The organism is Pseudomonas sp. HMSC076A11, assembly GCF_001810205.1.
GTDB lineage: Bacteria > Pseudomonadota > Gammaproteobacteria > Pseudomonadales > Pseudomonadaceae > Pseudomonas > Pseudomonas aeruginosa.
Genome location: NZ_KV800318.1, coordinates 1 through 17,636, shown reverse-complemented (window position 1 = coordinate 17,636; position 17,636 = coordinate 1). Strand labels below are relative to the sequence as shown.

The following is a 17,636-nucleotide window of genomic DNA, read 5'->3' as shown; positions in this document are numbered from 1 at the left end:
CGCAATGAAAGAGCCCCTCTTGTAGAGGGGCTCTTTCGTTTCAGCGCCAGCAGTCGTTGACGGTGCTGTTGTTGCCGGTCTTGCCGGCTGCGCCGCGTTCGCCGAGCTGATTGAGGGTCAGCTTGCCGCAGGTCTTGTCGCGGGTCTGCGAGTTGATCGGCGTGGCGGTCAGGGTATAGGTGGTGCTGGTGGGCGTCGCTATGGTGAGGTTGTACAGGTTGTTCGGCGAGTTGGCCGAACTCATGCCCAGCTTGGCCACGTCCTTGGTGTAGCCGACCCCGGGGTTCTGCGAGTAGTAGCGTTCCTGGCGCGCGGCCGCGTCCGAGAGCAGCGCCTGGCCCTCGGTGCGGTTGGAGCGGATCACGTAGTTCTGGTAACTGGGAATGGCGATGCCGAGGAGGATGCCGATCACCGCCACTACCACCACCATTTCCAGCAACGTGAAGCCCTTCTGTCTTGTCCTCATCGGGGCTGCTCCTCCCCGTCCTGGCGGGGCTGTTCTTTCTCGATCATCTCGGCCAGCTCCTGTTCGCTCATCTGTTTGTGAATGTAGATATCGGTGATGGTGGACCACGGCTGGCTGACGGTGCCAGAGTAGGACACCACGGAGCCCGGCTTGACCTGGAACAGGCTGGGCATGCCGTTCCTGACGGTGCTGTTGGGAAGGCGGTAGAGCCGGTGGTCGATGTCCACCAGGTTCTTCTCGACCTGGACTTCGAAGACCACGCCGGCGCCTTCGAAGGTCTGGGGTTCTTCGGCCCAGCAGTGACCGGGGACGGCCAGGGCCAGCAGCAGGGGCAGCGCTTTCATATCAGTTCTTTCCTTCGATGGGGCGCCAGTTCTGGCGGCCACGGGTGTTCGGTCCGGGGTTCACGGTCAGGCATTCGCCCGAGGAGCAGACTTCCGGATTGCCCTGTTCGTTGGTGCTCAGCGTCAAGCCTCCCAGGCCTTTCTGCTCGGTGCCGGATACCGCGACGTTCTGCTTGTTGTAGCTGTAGTCGGATTTCGAGTCCACGACGCCCTGGCGTGCCAGGTCGAACACGGTGAAGCTGGTGCGACCGCCGGTATAGGGATCGAGGCCATAGGTCCAGTTGCTGGCGCCGTCGGCACAGGGGTCATCGTTCGGGGTGATGGTTTGCAGCAGCACCACCTGGCCGATGGCGATCATGTCCTCGATCAGCATCTCGCCCTTCAGGGTGCCGTTGACCATGAAGTCCAGATACCAGCCGGACTGCTTGGTGCTGCCGTCATTGTTCAGCCAGTTGACCGGGTTCTGACTGGCGATGCGAATGGTGCGAGCGGTCGAGGCGAAGGTCGAGTCGGCCTGGAGGTCAAGGGTCTGTTGCTGCAGGTTGCCGCGCGTCAGTCGGGGTGTGCTGCCCGCGGCTTCGCCCTTGGTCTGCTGGTCCCAGATGCCGTAGAGCGTCTGGGCGCGGCTGGTATCGGCCCGGGCGTCGCTGTTCTCGAAGTACTTGCCGGTGCCGAAGATCACGATGTAGCCCTTGCGTGTCGGATGGCGAACCAGCGAGGGCGCGGCGGTGATCGCTTGCGCCGCGCCAGCGGAGTCGACCGCCGAATAGAGCGGTTGGCCACCGAAAGACACCCTGAAGCTCGAGGCCACCGCCGGGCCGTCGTTGGCTCGGCTGAACGGATCGTCCTGGTTGACCTTGCCGGCGATCAGGTCGAAGCGCCAGAGGTTGCCTTGCAGGTCGCCGGCGTAGGCGTAGTCGGCTACGCCGTCGCTGTTGTTGTCTGCCAGGCGAGGGCTGGATAGACCGTTGGGTACGCCGGTCCTGCCGGTGACTTCCAGTTTGCGGGTGATGGCCCCGGTTTCCAGGTCGATGATCAGCAGCGCGGCCTTGTCGTTCAGGCTGGAATAACCGTTTCCGGTAACCACGGCCCACTTGCCGTTGTGCAGCCGGGCGACCGTGGGTTTGGGGAAGCTGTAGCCCAGGTCGGGCTCCTGGTCCACGCCGATTTCCCAGAGCAGCTTGATGTTGGCCGGGTCGGTCACGTCGAGGGCGAACAGGCCCTTGCCGCCGGCACGCAGGCTGCCGATCAGCACGGTATGCCAGGCGCCGCCGAAGAAGGCGTCGGCGACCACCGGCGAACCGTCGACATAGAACTGGTGGGCGCCGCCCTGGTAGCCGCGGGCGGTCAACTTGTGGAGCTTCTCGAAGACCGCGCTTGGGATGAAGGCGAAGGTCTCGTTACCGTCGGTATCGAAACCGTGCAGCATGCCGTCGTTGGCGCCGACGTATACCCGCGGGGCACGGGTTTTCTGTGCTTCTGCGAACGTGGAGTAGTTGCCGCTGGGCTCGATCGGCTGGGCCAGGTAGGTCAGGTACTGGGCCTTGCCGACCGTCGCCGGCGAGGAGTTGATGATATCGCCGAGGATCGAGTTGCGGGTGCGGAAGTTGTCGCTGTTCTCCTTGCTGCGATCGCCGCGCAGGAAGGCCACGCGGTCCTGGCCCTTGGTGTCGGCGACATCGTTGCGGTCCGGATCGCGGTTCAACTGCCGCTTCTGGTCGGCGCTGAGGCTGCCCCAGGTGAACTCCTTGAGGCCCGAGGTACCGGATCCGGCCATCATGATCTTGCGGCCAGCTCCACCGTTGGGCATCGCGTCGAGGATGCTCTGCGCGCTCCACAGCTTGGTCTGGACGGTGGCCTTGTCCTGGGTGGTCAGGCTGTAGCGGGTCAGGTCGCCAGCCCAGTTTTTGTCGCTGGCGAAGCTGGTCTGGTAGGCGAAGCGGGTCAGCTTGTCGCCAGTGTCGTCTTCCTGCAGGGACGAGCTGATGGCGGGGCGGGATGCCGGCAGGTCCTTGCTCGAAATTCGGTTGAGGATGTCCTGGAAGGCCGCGACCAGTTGGTCCGGCGAGTCGGCGCTGAAGAACTCGCCCCGGGAGTTCACTGCGGCGTGCCACAGGTCGTAGACGTTGTTGGCGCTGTTGTTCGAAGCACTGGGCCAACTCAGGTTGCCAGCCACGATATCGTTGTAGCCGCCGGAAAAGGTGGAGCCTTCCCATCTCGGGCTGGTGAGGCTGGTGGTCAGGCCCAGGCCCAGGGTGTAGGTCACCATGTGTTGCCAGGTCGCCGGATCGTTGCGCGGATTCCAGTACTCCGCCGAGGGATTGGCCTGGTCCGGGTAGGGAATGTACGGCTTGATGTTGTCGTCGATATCCGGCCGGGCGTCGGTGGCCCAGTAATGGAACGCCTGGTCGGCCAGGGTATTGGACGTACCGTCCCTGTAGGGTGTCTGGCTGCTGTAGCTCTTGCCATCGGGGAGGCTACGACTCGTGCTGTCGGCATTGCCTACGCTGGCCGAGTCGTTGTTCCAAAGACCGTCGGTCATCAGGATATGATAGCTGCCCCGGCAGCTGTATTCGGGCGCGGTCTGGGTCCCTGGGCGATAGGCATAGGGACCGTTGACACCGGTCTTCTTGAGAAACTCGCCTGCCCGGGTCATCGCCTGGCGCAGGGGCGTACCACCATTGACCGAAAGATTTTCCAGCCAGTTGAAGAAGTTCACCCGATGTTGACCAGTGAAGTCTCTCAGGTAGTTGTTGTAGCAGTTGCTGGAACCGCTGCCGATCTGGCAGTAGGAGTTGTTCAGCAACTGCCAACTGATCCGCGCATTTTCCGGCAGACTATAAAAGGCTAGGTTGGCGGCGGTCTGGGTAGCCAGGGCGCGGGTACGGTAGAAGGAATACCAGTTGGCAAAGTTCTGTTGCTGGTCTGCTCCGACAATATCTACACGCTTGTAACAGGATTCGTTGGTCGAGGAGCAACCGGAGCCCGAGTACTGGTAGTAGAACGCGAGTCGAGAGCTGTGCATGCTGGACTCGCTGCCCGCACTCGAGCCGCCACTGTAGGAAATAGTTGGCCGGTAGTAGCGGGACAGATCCACTTGGCCCTGTTGGGTGAATCCATTGCGCCACGCTGCGGTGAAGCTCGGCTTCGGATAGTCTTGGACCTGAATCTGGCCGTTGGAGAGGGTTACTTTCTTCGGTAGTTTGTACTGCGTATTCGGGTCGTAGTACATCGGGTTGAAGCTGTTCGACGCGAAGAACGTATAGTTCCCATATCTGGAAATGCTGTCTGGCGCATAGGCGAACGCCATACTGCCCGAGTCGTCGAGCGTCACCAGCATGTTCGGGGCGACGCCCTGGATCAGCATCAGCGGCTGCTGGCTGACCGACAGGGCGGCGGCGTGGGTGGTCTGGGCGGAGAGCAGGACGGCGCCGCTGAGCGCGGCTGCCAGCGAGGTCTTGCCGATCTGGTGGAGTGCCGATTTCATGCGAGGCTCGATCAGTTGGTGTAGAGACGGGCGAGAACGGTCTGCAGGACGGTTTCGCTGTTGGTCTGGTTGCGCGCGACGCTATTGGTCTCGTAGTAGAAGGTGCCGATGCCGCGCATCAGGTTGCCGTATTCGGGGCTTTCCGCTTCGTTGACCTGGCCGCCCGAGGGAATGGGCAGGTTGTTCCACTGCACGCTGTAGAGCGTGCCCGCGGTGGTCGCGCTGGTGATGTCGCTGCCACGGTAACTCATCCAGGTATTGGCGATGCCCTTCAGCACGCCGACCGGATTCTGGTGGGTGTCCGCCAGCTTCAGGTTCAGCGCGGCGAGGTCCAGCAGGCAGGGGCGGGCCACGTTGTCGGCCGTACAACCGGTGCCGGGCTCCGGCGGACGCAGGGTGTTGACGAAGCGCCGCTCGCCTTCGCGGAGTCCGGACTCGGCGGCGTTCTGCAAGCGAGTCTGTTCGATGACGTTGCCGGTGATGCGGCTTTCCAGTACCACTTCGCGCATGCTCGAGACCGCCAGCAGGGTGACGATCACCAGGATCGCCAGGGCGATGACCAGCGTGGCGCCGCGCTGTTGTGCAGGGAAGTTGTTCATGGCACGAGATTCCTGAGTGTCTGGCTGCCCTTGGCGATCTGGTAGAGGCGGTCCTTGTCATTGCCTTGCAGGCTGGTCTTGGACGAGGGGTAGAGCGTGATCCAATCGTCCAGGGTCTTGCTGTCGCCCTGGCGCAGGTTCTTGTCGCTGGCCATCAGCGCGGAGTAGCGCAGGGCACGCACCGGACGGTCGGCGATGTTGGCCTGTTCGACGAAGCTTTCCACCTCGCGTTTGCCGGCCATGGTCGGGCCGACGCCGTACTCGAGCTTGAAGTCGACCAGGCCGCTTACGATCTCCTGGCCTTTTTCCTTGATTGTCTGCGCGGAGCAGGCGAGGCTGCCGGGGACATCGGCGGTCGCGGGAACGAACAGAACGCGTGCGGTGATGGCCTGGGCGGTAGCGAAGGGATCGCTAGGGGTGGTGATCGAGTTGCCTTCGCAGTCGTAGGCTTCGCCTGGCGCCGGTTGATAGCGGTAGCAGAATCCGCTCTGGCCGGCCTTGACCACGGCGGGCACCAGGGTCGAGCCGGCTTTGAATGCCTCGCAATAGGCGGTTTTCTGCTGCGCCGGGAAGGCAAACTCGTTGGGGTCGTCCGCACGCCTACGGAAACCCACCTTGGCCAGTTGCTGGTCCAGGAACATCATGGCGAAGCGTCCGTTTTCCTGGTTGCCTGCCTGGCCTTGCTGGAACAGGTAGTTGCGCTTGTTGTCCAGGTAGATCTGGGTAATCCCGAGAATCAGGAAGCTGCTGATGGCGAGGGCCACCAGTAGTTCGATCATGGACAGGCCCGATTGCCGTCGGGAGCGGTTGTTCATGCTCATGGCTCGACCCTGAGGGGGTAGTAGCAGAGGGAGGTGTCGGCGCTGCTGTCGGCGGCGTTGACGCAGGCGCCTTGCTTGCCGCGCCAGGCAAGGCGGATTTCCAGCATGGAGCCCTTGCCGTCGCAGTCGCCCGGCTTTGAGCTGCGGCAGATGTAGTAGTCGCTCTTCAGCAGGTCGCCAGCGCCTGGCAGTTCGTTCTTCACCTGTTCCGCCCAGCATCCCAGGCGGTCCTTGATCGCGTCGGGCAATGGCGTGCAGGAGGACGGCGCGGTGGGGAACGCCGACCCCTTGGCCTTGAAGAAGTCGGATTGCGTGGCCATCTGGTCCTTGACGTCGTACAGCGCCTTCGGGCTCGCCCGCATGCTTTCCAGCAGGTTGCTGCCGAGCATGGCTGCCTTGTTGCGCTCGACCGAGTCGGCGGTGTACTGGATGGTCTTGCCCTGCATGGCGATCATGCCCAGCACGCCGATGCTGATCAGCAGCAGGGCGACCAGCACTTCGATCATGCTGAAGCCGGATTGGTGCAGCGACCTGTGTCGCGATTTCAATAGCATGACTGGGGCGCCTTGGAGGAAGGTTCGAGTTGGATCCGGCCGGCCTGGCTGATGCTCAGCACGCGGCCCCCGTCGGTCTTGCCGTTCTGGCAGATGGCGAAGGTTCGTTCCGTTGGCGGTACGAGGGTACCGTTGGCCGTGAAGGTCAGATGTTCCACGGCGCTCTTTTCCTTCGCTGTCAGCGTGGCGGCACGGAAGCCGTCGTGTTTGCGCAGGGGCGCGGCGATCGAGCCGGAGGCCAGGACACCTATGCTCAGGCCCTTGCCCCAGTCCTTGTCCTTCAGCGCCTGGATGCTGATCGCGCGCCTCTGGGACACGGCTTCGCTGCGAGCGTACTGCAGCATCGCATTGAGTTCCTCGGCGGCGCTCTGCAGTTCGTTGCGTTCTGTCAGCTGCTTGAAGTTCGGAATGGCGAAGCTCGCCATGATGGCCAGCAGGACGACGATGATCAGCAACTCGATCAGGGTGAAGCCGGTCGAGTTGGAACGATATGACATGCGGTTGCTCCAGGGGGTCTACGCCTGGAAAGCATGCCAAACGGGCCTGGGAGCGTCTTGCGGTCGTTGACGGTCGGCCCGTGGGGCAGGACAACTGGTCCATGATCATCCGGAAGTGCTGCATAGCTCACGTTTCTCCCGGTTCTCCCTGGCGCTCGCGGTACGGAGCCGGCCCTGCCGGTTGAGGATCAGTTGCCAGGCAACGGTATGCCTTCCGCAGAGCAGAAACCGCCCGTTGTGAATGTTGAGCTGGCCGCTGGGGAGGAACCTGAGGCGGTTCGAACGGTTCCAGCGGAGCCTTTCCTTCTTTGCAAGCGCGCGTCCCACGAGAAGCCGTTCCCCACCGTCTTCCGCAAGCAGCCAGCCCTCTCCCCAGTCGCTGCCGCAGTGACGGCCATCGGTCGACGGACAGAGCGTCACCGGGCGCTGGTAGGCGACGGCATGGGTTCTGCCCAGCTGGATGCTCGCGCTCAGCTCGTGCAACACACTTCGCTGGCGATTGCCGTCCAGCCAGGCTGCCATCCCGGGCAGCGCCAGGCTTCCCAGTATTCCCAGCAGAACCAGCGCAAACAGCAGCTCGGTGAGCGTCAACGCTCTCTGCGACCTTTCGACCATGGCAGGCGGTCCTTTTGCTCGTATCATTCCGCGACGGTCGTATCTCGCCGGATTTTCCCCGTTGCCTCAATCAGCTGCGGGATGAGGCGTATGACCGACTTTTCTGCAACCCCTGTGTGATCGTGGAGGCCCTGGTGTCGGAAAGAGTTGTGGTAGTGGGCGCTGGCGTCATCGGCCTGTTGACCGCCCGGGAGCTGGCGCTCGCCGGACTGCGGGTGACCCTGGTGGAGCGGGGCGAGAGTGGGCGTGAGGCATCCTGGGCGGGAGGCGGGATCGTCTCGCCGCTCTATCCGTGGCGCTACAGCCCGGCGGTGACCGCCCTGGCGCACTGGTCGCAGGACTTCTACCCGGCCCTGGGGCAGCGTTTGCTCGACGAGACCGGGCTCGATCCCGAGGTCCATACCGTTGGCCTGTACTGGCTGGACCTGGACGACCAGACCGAGGCACTGCAGTGGGCACGCAAGCACACCCGGCCGTTGAAGGAAGTGCCGATCGAGGAGCCCTACGCGGCGGTGCCCGGGCTGGGCGCCGGCTTCCAGCGGGCGGTCTACATGTCGGGCGTGGCCAATGTGCGCAATCCTCGCCTGGCGCGCTCATTGCGGGCATCCCTGCAACAATTCGCCAATATCGAACTGCATGAGCAGACGGAGGTGCGCGGCTGGTTGCGCGACGGCGATCGAGTGGTCGGCGTGGCGACCTCGCGTGGCGAGATCCGTGGCGACAAGGTGCTGCTGGCGGCGGGCGCCTGGAGCGGCGAGTTGTTGAAGCCGCTTGGCCTGGAACTGCCCGTGGTACCGGTGAAAGGGCAGATGATCCTCTACAAGTGCGCGGCGGATTTCCTGCCGCGCATGGTGCTGGCCAAGGGGCGCTACGCGATTCCGCGGCGCGACGGCCACATCCTGATCGGCAGCACCTTGGAACATTCGGGCTTCGACAAGACGCCGACCGACGAGGCGCTGGAAAGCCTCAGGGCGTCTGCGGCAGAACTGTTGCCGGAACTGGCGGACATGCAGCCGGTGGCCCACTGGGCAGGGTTGCGCCCGGGCTCTCCCGAAGGCATCCCCTATATCGGTCCGGTGCCTGGCTTCGACGGGCTCTGGCTGAATACCGGGCACTACCGCAACGGGCTGGTCCTGGCACCGGCGTCGTGCCGTCTGCTGGCGGATCTCATGAGCGGGCGGGAACCGATCATCGACCCGGTCCCCTACGCCCCGGCTGGTCGCCTCTGAGGAGCGAAAACCAAAAGGCCTGTCTTCGGACAGGCCTTTTCACTTTCAGTCGATGCCCAGCTTTTTCAGGCGGTAGCGCATCGAGCGGAACGTCAGGCCCAGGCGCTGGGCCGCGGCGGTGCGGTTCCAGCGGGTCTCCTCGAGCGCCTGCATGATCAGCTTGCGCTCGATGTCTTCCAGGTAGTCCTCGAGGTTGTCTATTTCGCTCAGGCTCGCGGCGCCTTCCTGGCTGGCACCCGGCGCATCGGCCAGGCGCAGGTCGTGAGGCTGGATCTGGTCGTCTTCGCACAGGGTGTAGGCGCGCTCCAGCATGTTTTCCAGCTCGCGGACGTTGCCCGGGAAGCGGTAGTTCTTCAGCTTCTCCTGTGCGTCGCCGGTCAGCCTGGCGGCCGGCAGGCCGGTGTCGCCGGCCAGGCGCTTGAGGATGCGTTCGGCGAGCAGCGGGATGTCCTCGCGGCGTTCGCGCAGCGGCGGTACGCGCAGCTCGATGACGTTGAGGCGGTAGTAGAGGTCCTGGCGGAAGCGCCCGGCGCCGACTTCGGCGGCGAGGTCCTTGTGGGTGGCGCAGAGGATGCGCACGTCGACGGCGACCTCCTGCTGGCCGCCGACCGCGCGCACGGCCTTTTCCTGGATCGCCCGGAGCAGTTTGACCTGCATGGCCATCGGCAGGTCGGCGACTTCGTCGAGGAACAGGGTGCCGCCGCTGGCGGCCTGGAACAGGCCCTGCTTGTCTTCGATAGCGCCAGTGAAGCTGCCTTTCTTGTGGCCGAAGAACTCGCTTTCCATCAGTTCGGAGGGAATCGCGCCGCAGTTCACCGGCACGAACGGCCGCTCGATACGTGGCCCCTGCTCGTGGATCAGGCGCGCCACCAGCTCCTTGCCGCTACCGGACTCGCCACTGATGTAGACCGGCGCCTGGCTGCGCGCCAGCTTGCCGATCTGGTTGCGCAGGGCGCGCATCGGCGGCGACTCGCCGAGCAGGCGGTTGTCCACCGGCGCTTCCTCGGCTTCCGGGTTGCGCAAGCGCAGGGCGGTTGCCACCAGCTCCCGCAAGCGACCGAGGTCGACCGGTTTGGTGAGGAAGTCGAAGGCACCGGCCTTGAGCGCCTGGATCGCGGTGTCCAGGCTGCCGTACGCGGTGATCATGGCCACCGGGGTCTGTGGATGGCGCTGCTGGATGTACTGGACCAGATCGAGGCCGCTGCCGTCCGGCAGGCGCATGTCGGTGAGGCACAGGTCGAACGGCTCGCGGGCCAGCAACTCGCGGGCTTCCTTGACGTTGCGGGCGCTGCGGGTGTCCAGCTTCATGCGGCCGAGAGTGATTTCCAGCAGTTCGCGGATATCCGGTTCATCGTCGACGATCAGGGCTTTTTGTCGGCTCATGCGTGCGGCTTCCGTCAGCTGAGTTTGCGCGGGTGGGCGAAGGTGATGCGGAAGCAGCCGCCGCCTTCCTCGCGATTGCGGTAGTCGATCCGTGCCTGGTTGCTCTCGCAGAGCTCGCGGGAGAGATAGAGGCCCAGGCCGGTGCCTTTGCTTTCTGTAGTAAAGAAGGGTTCGAACAGGTTGTTCAGTTTGTCCGCCGGTACGCCGGGACCGTCGTCGATGATTTCCAGCACCGGCAGGTCGCTCTCCGGGTCGCGCGCGAGGCTCAGCCAGACCTGGCCGCGCCCGTGCGCCTGGGCGCTGTAGCGAAGACCGTTCTGCACCAGGTTGCTCAGCACCTGGTTCAACTGATGTGGGTCCATGCGGGTCTGGATGTCGCCGGCACCGAGCTGCAGGTGCAGTTGGCTGTCGTTGCGCAGCCTGCCGGGGTATTCGTCGACGAACCGCTGAAGCCACTCCTTCAGGTCGAGCTGCTGCGGTTCGGCCTGGCGGCGACGGGAGAGCTGCAGGACGTTCTCGATGACCAGGTTCATCCGCTTCGACTGGTCCTGGATGATCTGCGTCAGGCGTCGGTCCGGGGCATCCAGTTCCTCTGACTCCTGCAGCAGTTGGGCGGCGTGGCTGATCGCGCCCAGCGGGTTGCGGATCTCATGGGCGATGCCGGCGGTCAGGCGGCCGAGACCGGCCAGCTTCATCTGCTGCGCCTGCTGGGCGATCTGCGAAATGTCTTCGAGGAAGATCAGCACGTGCTGGTCGTCTTCGCGGTTGAGGCTGATAAAGCTGGGTTGCACCGTCGGGCCATCCGGCACCACCTTGAGCGTCGGCGGACGGAGGCTGGGATTCAGGCGCCATTGCTTCATGCAGTGCATCAGCATCGGGCTGTGGCGGCCCAGGCTGGCGCCCTGCACGTCGTCCTGCCTGAGCAGGCCGAGGGCGGCCTGGTTGGCGAGGAGGATGGCCTGACGGCTATCGACCACGAGGATGCCGGTGCGCATGCGCTGCAGGATCAATGCGTTGAGTTCCTCCAGGTTGGCGACCGTCTCGGCGCGTTCTTCGGCCAGCGTTTCGGTCTGCTCCTGGCGCCGCACCAGAGCCTGGATCACCAGCGCGGCGGCGAAGCACAGGGTGCCGAGGCCGCCGGCCTGGACGTAGTGGTTGGTGGCGTCCGGACTGCTCAGGCTGAGGAAGAAGGTCAGGTAGAGCAGGCCGAGGCTGGCCGCCGCCGCGATGACCAGGCCGATGCGCCCGCGCAGCAGGATGTTGGCAATGGCCACCGCCACCACCAGCAGGCTGCCGATGCCGCTGGGCACGCCGCCACCTGCGTAGAACAGGCCGCAAAGCATCAGCACGTCGGTGAGCGCGAGGATGAAGATCGGCAGCAATTGCCGCGACGGTGGCAGGAACAGCGCGACCAGGATGTTGAAGACCAGGTAGCACCAACTGCCGACATGGAACAGTTCAGGGTGGACGAGCTTGAGGACCTGATCTTCCAGTTCGCTGGAGATCAGCAGGACCAGTACCAGGCCGATGGTCAGGCGGTACAGGTGGTACAGACGGAGGATGCGTTGCCCCTGCTCCTCGCTCAGCCGTAGCCGTTCAGCGCGCACGGTCGCCCTGGTCCTGGCGCAGGTGCGCCTGGCTGCAATACCAGCGTTGTTCGTGGGCGAGGGCGTTGGCCTGCGGCACGTGGACGCCGCAATGGGCGCAGCGGACCATCGGCGATGCGCTCGGCTCGTCCTGCGGACGTTGCTGCTGGCGCGGAGTGGGACGGGTAAAGCGACGCCAGAGCCAGAACGCGATGGCGATCAGGGCGATCCAGAACAGGAGGCGGAAAAGGCCCATGGTGATCTCGGAGGCTGGAGAAAGCTGCAGTTTAGCCAAGCCGCCGGCTCGATCCCAGCCGGGAAGGTCCAGGCTGTGCGGCGTTTGGCGCTGGGAGAGGCATGGCGGCGGGCAAAAAGAAGGGAGGCCTGCGCCTCCCTTCGGTGTTTCGTGCGATCAGTCGAAGAGACCGAAGGTCATGTAGCTCCACCAGGAGCGGCCGGAGTCTTCGTCGTCATCGCTCTCCGGCTTCTCGTCGTCGGCGCTGTGATCCTGGTTTTCCGGCTTCAGTTCGGCGGGGATCTCCCGCTCGGCATCCTCGTACTGCTTGATCACGTCCTTGGCGGCCTGGGTTTCCATGTGCGGCGGCGGCTCGCCGCCTTCGATCAGGCCCAGGGTGGCCTTGGCCAGCCAGGAGCGGGTGTCGGCCTCGCTTTCGCGGGCGACGAACTCGCCATCCTTGAGGCTGGCGTTATCCGGATAGTTGAGCTTGAGGGTTTCCAGGCTGGTGCTGGCCAGGTCGTCGAGACCCAGGCGACGGTAGGCTTCGACCATGATCGCCAGGCCATCGCCGACGGCCGGGGTTTCCTGGAAGTTCTCCACCACGTAGCGACCGCGGTTGGCGGCGGCGACATAGGCCTGGCGCTTCAGGTAGTAGTGGCCGACGTGCACTTCGTAGGCCGCCAGCAGGTTGCGCAGGTACACCATGCGCGCCTTGGCGTCCGGGGCGTAGCGGCTGTTGGGGAAGCGGCTGGTGAGCTGGGCGAACTCGTTGAAGGAGTCGCGGGCGGCGCCCGGGTCGCGCTTGGTCATGTCCAGCGGCAGGAAGCGCGCCAGCAGGCCGCGGTCCTGGTCGAAGGAGGACAGGCCCTTGAGGTAGTAGGCGTAGTCGACGTTGGGGTGCTGCGGATGCAGGCGGATGAAGCGTTCGGCGGCGGCGCGGGCGGCTTCGGGCTCCATGTTCTTGTAGTTGGCGTAGATCAGCTCGAGCTGGGCCTGCTCGGCGTAGCGGCCGAAGGGATAGCGCGACTCGAGGGCTTTCAGCTTGGTGACGGCGCTGTTGTAGCTCTTGTTGTTGAGGTCGTCCTGCGCCTGCTGGTACAGCTGGCTCTCGCTCAGGTTCTCGTCGACAGTCTCCTTGTTCGAGGAGCAGGCTGCGGTGAGGGCGAGGATGGCGATCAGCAGCAGGTGTTTCACTTGCATGGCGGCTTGCGTCCCTGGGACGGTCGGCTTGGCCTCAACCGTCTGTTATGATTGGCGCCCCAGACACCCCCTGGGACAAAGACCCCGTATTTAACCACAGCGCGTAGCCGATTCCAAAAGCCGCGCTGAGCATCGTCTCCTACTCATGTCCGATATGATTCAACGCGCGGCCGAGGTGCCGTTCGAGCTGGGTGGCCAGCGTCTCGACCAGATCGCCGCCCAGCTTTTTCCCGAACACTCCCGCTCCCGTCTGGCCGGCTGGATCAAGGACGGTCGCCTGACCGTCGACGGCGCCGTGCTGCGCCCGCGCGACATCGTCCACAGCGGCGCGCAACTGGTCCTGGAGGCCGAGCAGGAAGCCCAGGGCGAGTGGCTCGCACAGGACATCGAGCTGGAAATCGTCTACGAGGACGAGCACATCCTGGTGATCGACAAGCCCGCCGGCCTGGTGGTCCATCCGGCTGCCGGCCATCAGGACGGCACCCTGCTGAATGCCTTGCTCTACCATGTCCCGGACATCGCCAATGTGCCGCGCGCCGGGATCGTCCACCGCCTGGACAAGGACACGACCGGCCTGATGGTAGTGGCCAAGACGCTGGAGGCCCACACCAAGCTGGTGGCGCAACTGCAGGCACGGTCGGTCAGCCGCATCTACGAGGCGATCGTGATCGGCGTGATCACCTCCGGCGGCACCATCGATGCGCCGATCGGACGGCATGGCGTGCAGCGGCAGAAGATGGCGGTGGTCGACGCCGGCAAGGTGGCGGTCAGCCATTACCGCGTGCTGGAACGCTTCCGTGCGCACACCCATACCCGGGTCAAGCTGGAGACCGGGCGTACCCACCAGATCCGCGTGCACATGAGCCATATCGGCTATCCCCTGGTCGGCGATCCGGTCTACGGTGGGCGCTTCAGGATTCCCCCGGTGGCCAGCCAGACCCTGGTCCAGACTCTTCGCGAGTTCCCCCGGCAGGCGCTGCACGCGCGCTTCCTCGAACTGGATCACCCGGCCACCGGCGTGCGCATGAAGTGGGAGTCGCCGCTGCCGGAAGACTTCCTCTGGCTGCTCAGCCTGTTGCGCCAGGATCGCGAGGCGTTCGTCGGATGAACGCCTGGCTGACCCCCGGCTGGCCGGCGCCGGCCCGTGTGCGGGCCTGCGTGACCACGCGCAGTGGCGGGGTCAGCCAGGCACCCTTCGACAGTCTGAACCTTGGCGCCCACGTCGACGACGATCCGCGCGCCGTGGAAGAAAACCGCCGACGCCTGACCGAGCGCCTGGAATGCCGGCCGAGCTGGTTGGACCAGGTGCACGGAGTGACGGTGGTGGAGGCCGACCCGAGCCGGGTGCTCAGGGCCGACGCCAGCTGGAGCGCGATGCCGGGCGTCGCCTGTACGATCATGACCGCCGACTGCCTGCCGGCGTTGTTCTGCGACCGCTCGGGCACCCGCGTGGCCGCGGCCCATGCCGGCTGGCGCGGGCTGGCGGCGGGCGTGCTGGAGGCGACGGTGGACAGCCTGGGCGTGCCCGGCGACGAACTGCTGGTGTGGCTGGGGCCGGCGATCGGCCCGCAGGCCTTCGAGGTCGGCGGCGAGGTCCGCGATGCATTCGTCGCTGCGCACGCCGAGGCGCGCTCGGCTTTCGTACCTAGCGCCAATCCGGGCCGCTTCATGGCCGACATCTACCGACTCGCGCGGATCCGCCTGGGCGCCCATGGCGTCACCGCCGTGCATGGCGGCGGCTTCTGCACCTTCAGCGATACCGCGCGCTTCTATTCCTACCGCCGCTCGTCGCGTACCGGCCGTTTTGCCAGCCTGGTCTGGCTCCAGGACTAGGCCCGCGCAGGTTATCCGGCGGCAACTGACCGATGTCACGGTCCGGTCGCTTGAACCGCGGAAAATCGCCCTTATCTACTGAGTCATCTCGGCGGGCTTTTCTTCATCAGGGACACCCATCGTTCCGGCCCGCTCTATAGAAGGAAGGACGACCCATGCGAATAGACCGTTTGACCAGCAAGCTGCAACTGGCGCTCTCCGACGCCCAGTCCCTGGCCGTTGGCCATGACCATCCGGCCATCGAGCCGGTGCACCTGCTTTCCGCCCTGCTCGAGCAGCAAGGCGGTTCGATCAAGCCCCTGCTGATGCAGGTCGGCTTCGATATCGCCGCCCTGCGCAGCGGCCTCAACAAAGAACTCGACGCGCTGCCGAAGATCCAGAGCCCGACCGGCGACGTGAACCTGTCCCAGGATCTCGCACGCCTGCTCAACCAGGCTGACCGCCTGGCCCAGCAGAAGGGCGACCAGTTCATCTCCAGCGAGCTGGTATTGCTGGCCGCGATGGACGAGAACACCAGGCTCGGCAAGCTGCTGCTCGGCCAGGGCGTGTCGCGCAAGGCGCTGGAGAATGCCGTGGCCAACCTGCGTGGCGGCGAAGCGGTGAACGACCCGAACGTCGAGGAGTCGCGCCAGGCGCTGGACAAGTACACCGTCGACATGACCAAGCGCGCCGAGGAAGGCAAGCTCGACCCGGTGATCGGTCGCGACGACGAGATCCGCCGGACCATCCAGGTCCTGCAGCGGCGGACCAAGAACAACCCGGTGCTGATCGGCGAACCCGGCGTCGGCAAGACCGCCATCGTCGAGGGCCTGGCCCAGCGCATCATCAACGGCGAAGTGCCGGACGGCCTCAAGGACAAGCGCCTGCTGGCCCTGGACATGGGGGCGCTGATCGCCGGTGCCAAGTTCCGCGGCGAGTTCGAGGAACGCCTGAAGGCAGTCCTCAACGAACTGGGCAAGCAGGAAGGCCGGGTCATCCTGTTCATCGACGAACTGCACACCATGGTCGGTGCCGGCAAGGCGGAAGGCGCCATGGACGCCGGCAACATGCTCAAGCCGGCTCTGGCGCGCGGCGAGCTGCACTGCGTCGGTGCTACTACCCTCGACGAGTATCGCCAGTACATCGAGAAGGATGCCGCGCTGGAGCGCCGCTTCCAGAAGGTGCTGGTGGACGAGCCGAGCGAGGAAGACACCATCGCCATCCTCCGTGGCCTCAAGGAACGCTATGAAGTGCACCATGGGGTGAGCATCACCGACGGCGCGATCATCGCTGCGGCCAAGCTGTCGCACCGCTACATCACCGATCGGCAACTGCCGGACAAGGCCATCGACCTGATCGACGAGGCCGCCAGCCGCATCCGCATGGAGATCGACTCCAAGCCGGAGGAACTGGATCGTCTCGACCGTCGCCTGATCCAGCTGAAGATCGAGCGCGAGGCGCTGAAGAAGGAAGACGACGAAGCCACCAGGAAGCGCCTGGCCAAGCTGGAGGAGGATATCGTCAAGCTCGAGCGCGAATACGCCGACCTCGAGGAGATCTGGAAGTCCGAGAAGGCCGAGGTGCAGGGCTCGGCGCAGATCCAGCAGAAGATCGAGCAGGCCAAGCAGGAGATGGAGGCGGCGCGGCGCAAGGGCGACCTCGAGAGCATGGCGCGCATCCAGTACCAGACCATCCCGGACCTGGAACGCAGCCTGCAGATGGTCGACCAGCACGGCAAGACCGAGAACCAGTTGCTGCGCAACAAGGTGACCGACGAGGAAATCGCCGAGGTGGTTTCCAAGTGGACCGGTATCCCGGTGTCGAAGATGCTCGAGGGCGAGCGCGAGAAGCTGCTGCGCATGGAGCAGGAGCTGCATCGGCGAGTGATCGGCCAGGACGAGGCGGTAGTCGCCGTGTCCAACGCCGTGCGCCGTTCGCGCGCCGGCCTCGCCGATCCGAACCGGCCGAGCGGCTCGTTCCTCTTCCTCGGCCCGACCGGGGTGGGCAAGACCGAGTTGTGCAAGGCGCTGGCCGAGTTCCTCTTCGATACCGAGGAGGCGCTGGTGCGGATAGATATGTCCGAGTTCATGGAGAAACACTCGGTGGCCCGCCTGATCGGCGCGCCTCCGGGCTACGTCGGCTTCGAGGAAGGCGGCTACCTGACCGAGGCGATCCGCCGCAAGCCCTACTCGGTGGTGCTGCTGGACGAGGTGGAGAAGGCCCATCCGGATGTATTCAACATTCTCCTCCAGGTGCTCGAGGACGGACGCCTGACCGACAGTCACGGGCGTACGGTGGACTTCCGCAACACCGTGGTGGTGATGACCTCCAACCTCGGTTCGGCGCAGATCCAGGAGCTGGCCGGCGACCGCGAGGCGCAACGTGCCGCAGTGATGGACGCGGTCAATGCGCACTTCCGTCCGGAATTCATCAACCGGATCGACGAAGTGGTGGTATTCGAGCCGCTGGCTCGCGAGCAGATCGCCGGCATCGCCGAGATCCAGCTCGGTCGCCTGCGCAAGCGCCTGGCCGAGCGCGAGCTGAGCCTGGAACTGAGCCAGGAGGCGCTGGACAAGCTGATCGCCGTCGGCTTCGACCCGGTCTATGGCGCACGCCCGCTGAAGCGGGCCATCCAGCGCTGGATCGAGAACCCGCTGGCGCAACTGATCCTGGCCGGCAAATTCGCGCCGGGTGCCAGTATCTCGGCGAAGTTGGAAGGAGACGAGATCGTCTTCGCCTGACCTCTTCGTGGACGGACAGGGAAAGCCCCGCTTCGGCGGGGCTTTTTCATGGGCGTCCGGTGGG

General features: G+C 64.9%; 16 protein-coding genes. 4 read left to right on the top strand and 12 right to left on the bottom strand.

All coding sequences use genetic code 11. The features are described from left to right. Positions 1-40: 40 nt before the first annotated feature. From pilE to HMPREF2716_RS23970, 8 genes are all read right to left on the bottom strand, one after another. The gene (gene pilE / locus HMPREF2716_RS24005; protein WP_003094721.1) at positions 41-466 is read right to left on the bottom strand and encodes a type 4a pilus minor pilin PilE; all 426 of its coding nucleotides are present in this window, start codon (positions 464-466) and stop codon (positions 41-43) included. Then, positions 463-810, bottom strand: a complete 348-nt coding sequence (pilY2, locus tag HMPREF2716_RS24000; RefSeq protein WP_003161774.1) for a type 4a fimbrial biogenesis protein PilY2 — start codon at positions 808-810, stop codon at positions 463-465. The genes pilE and pilY2 overlap by 4 nt, the downstream gene beginning before the upstream one ends. 1 nt (position 811) lies before the next feature. Continuing rightward, positions 812-4,297, bottom strand: coding sequence for a type 4a pilus biogenesis protein PilY1 (pilY1, locus tag HMPREF2716_RS23995; protein ID WP_023518093.1), 3,486 nt, complete (start codon positions 4,295-4,297; stop codon positions 812-814). A gap of 11 nt (positions 4,298-4,308) precedes the next feature. Next, on the bottom strand, positions 4,309-4,896 hold the full coding sequence (gene pilX / locus HMPREF2716_RS23990) for a type 4a pilus minor pilin PilX (protein ID WP_015648054.1): 588 nt from the start codon (positions 4,894-4,896) through the stop codon (positions 4,309-4,311). Beyond that, positions 4,893-5,717 carry a type 4a pilus minor pilin PilW gene (gene pilW, locus HMPREF2716_RS23985; protein ID WP_003119422.1) on the bottom strand — a complete coding sequence of 275 codons (825 nt, stop codon included), beginning with the start codon at positions 5,715-5,717 and terminating at the stop codon, positions 4,893-4,895. Before pilW ends, pilX begins: the two co-directional genes overlap by 4 nt. Then, positions 5,714-6,271: a type 4a pilus minor pilin PilV gene (pilV, locus tag HMPREF2716_RS23980; protein ID WP_070622028.1), complete on the bottom strand. Its 558-nt coding sequence runs from the start codon at positions 6,269-6,271 to the stop codon at positions 5,714-5,716. The genes pilW and pilV overlap by 4 nt, the downstream gene beginning before the upstream one ends. Then, complete coding sequence (locus HMPREF2716_RS23975; protein WP_003102598.1) at positions 6,262-6,768, bottom strand: GspH/FimT family pseudopilin; 507 nt, start codon at positions 6,766-6,768, stop codon at positions 6,262-6,264. Before HMPREF2716_RS23975 ends, pilV begins: the two co-directional genes overlap by 10 nt. A 105-nt stretch (positions 6,769-6,873) precedes the next feature. Further along, complete coding sequence (locus HMPREF2716_RS23970) at positions 6,874-7,383, bottom strand: GspH/FimT family pseudopilin (protein ID WP_003161431.1); 510 nt, start codon at positions 7,381-7,383, stop codon at positions 6,874-6,876. A 134-nt stretch (positions 7,384-7,517) separates the two neighbouring features. Between HMPREF2716_RS23970 and thiO the strand changes: the two genes are divergently transcribed. Beyond that, positions 7,518-8,612 carry a glycine oxidase ThiO gene (thiO, locus tag HMPREF2716_RS23965; protein ID WP_023518092.1) on the top strand — a complete coding sequence of 365 codons (1,095 nt, stop codon included), beginning with the start codon at positions 7,518-7,520 and terminating at the stop codon, positions 8,610-8,612. Between the two features lie 45 nt (positions 8,613-8,657). Here thiO and pilR read toward each other — a convergent pair whose 3' ends face one another. From pilR to HMPREF2716_RS23945, 4 genes are all read right to left on the bottom strand, one after another. After that, a complete protein-coding gene (gene pilR, locus HMPREF2716_RS23960) occupies positions 8,658-9,995 on the bottom strand; it encodes a two-component system response regulator PilR (RefSeq protein ID WP_003094694.1) in 1,338 nt (445 codons plus the stop codon). Positions 9,996-10,009: 14 nt separating this feature from the next. Further along, the gene (gene pilS, locus HMPREF2716_RS23955) at positions 10,010-11,602 is read right to left on the bottom strand and encodes a two-component system sensor histidine kinase PilS (RefSeq protein ID WP_003123394.1); all 1,593 of its coding nucleotides are present in this window, start codon (positions 11,600-11,602) and stop codon (positions 10,010-10,012) included. Next, the gene (locus HMPREF2716_RS23950) at positions 11,592-11,837 is read right to left on the bottom strand and encodes a PP0621 family protein (RefSeq protein WP_003102591.1); all 246 of its coding nucleotides are present in this window, start codon (positions 11,835-11,837) and stop codon (positions 11,592-11,594) included. Before HMPREF2716_RS23950 ends, pilS begins: the two co-directional genes overlap by 11 nt. A 156-nt stretch (positions 11,838-11,993) precedes the next feature. After that, the gene (locus HMPREF2716_RS23945) at positions 11,994-13,019 is read right to left on the bottom strand and encodes an outer membrane protein assembly factor BamD (protein WP_003102590.1); all 1,026 of its coding nucleotides are present in this window, start codon (positions 13,017-13,019) and stop codon (positions 11,994-11,996) included. A gap of 145 nt (positions 13,020-13,164) precedes the next feature. Here HMPREF2716_RS23945 and rluD point away from each other — a divergent pair, with 145 nt between their 5' ends. The 3 genes from rluD to clpB all read left to right on the top strand — a co-directional run bounded on the left by rluD (position 13,165) and on the right by clpB (position 17,572). Continuing rightward, positions 13,165-14,127, top strand: coding sequence for a 23S rRNA pseudouridine(1911/1915/1917) synthase RluD (rluD, locus tag HMPREF2716_RS23940; protein ID WP_003094686.1), 963 nt, complete (start codon positions 13,165-13,167; stop codon positions 14,125-14,127). Further along, the gene (gene pgeF / locus HMPREF2716_RS23935; protein ID WP_003119426.1) at positions 14,124-14,852 is read left to right on the top strand and encodes a peptidoglycan editing factor PgeF; all 729 of its coding nucleotides are present in this window, start codon (positions 14,124-14,126) and stop codon (positions 14,850-14,852) included. Before rluD ends, pgeF begins: the two co-directional genes overlap by 4 nt. A 155-nt stretch (positions 14,853-15,007) precedes the next feature. Beyond that, positions 15,008-17,572, top strand: coding sequence for an ATP-dependent chaperone ClpB (gene clpB / locus HMPREF2716_RS23930; RefSeq protein ID WP_003145976.1), 2,565 nt, complete (start codon positions 15,008-15,010; stop codon positions 17,570-17,572). The last annotated feature ends 64 nt before the right edge of the window (positions 17,573-17,636 follow it).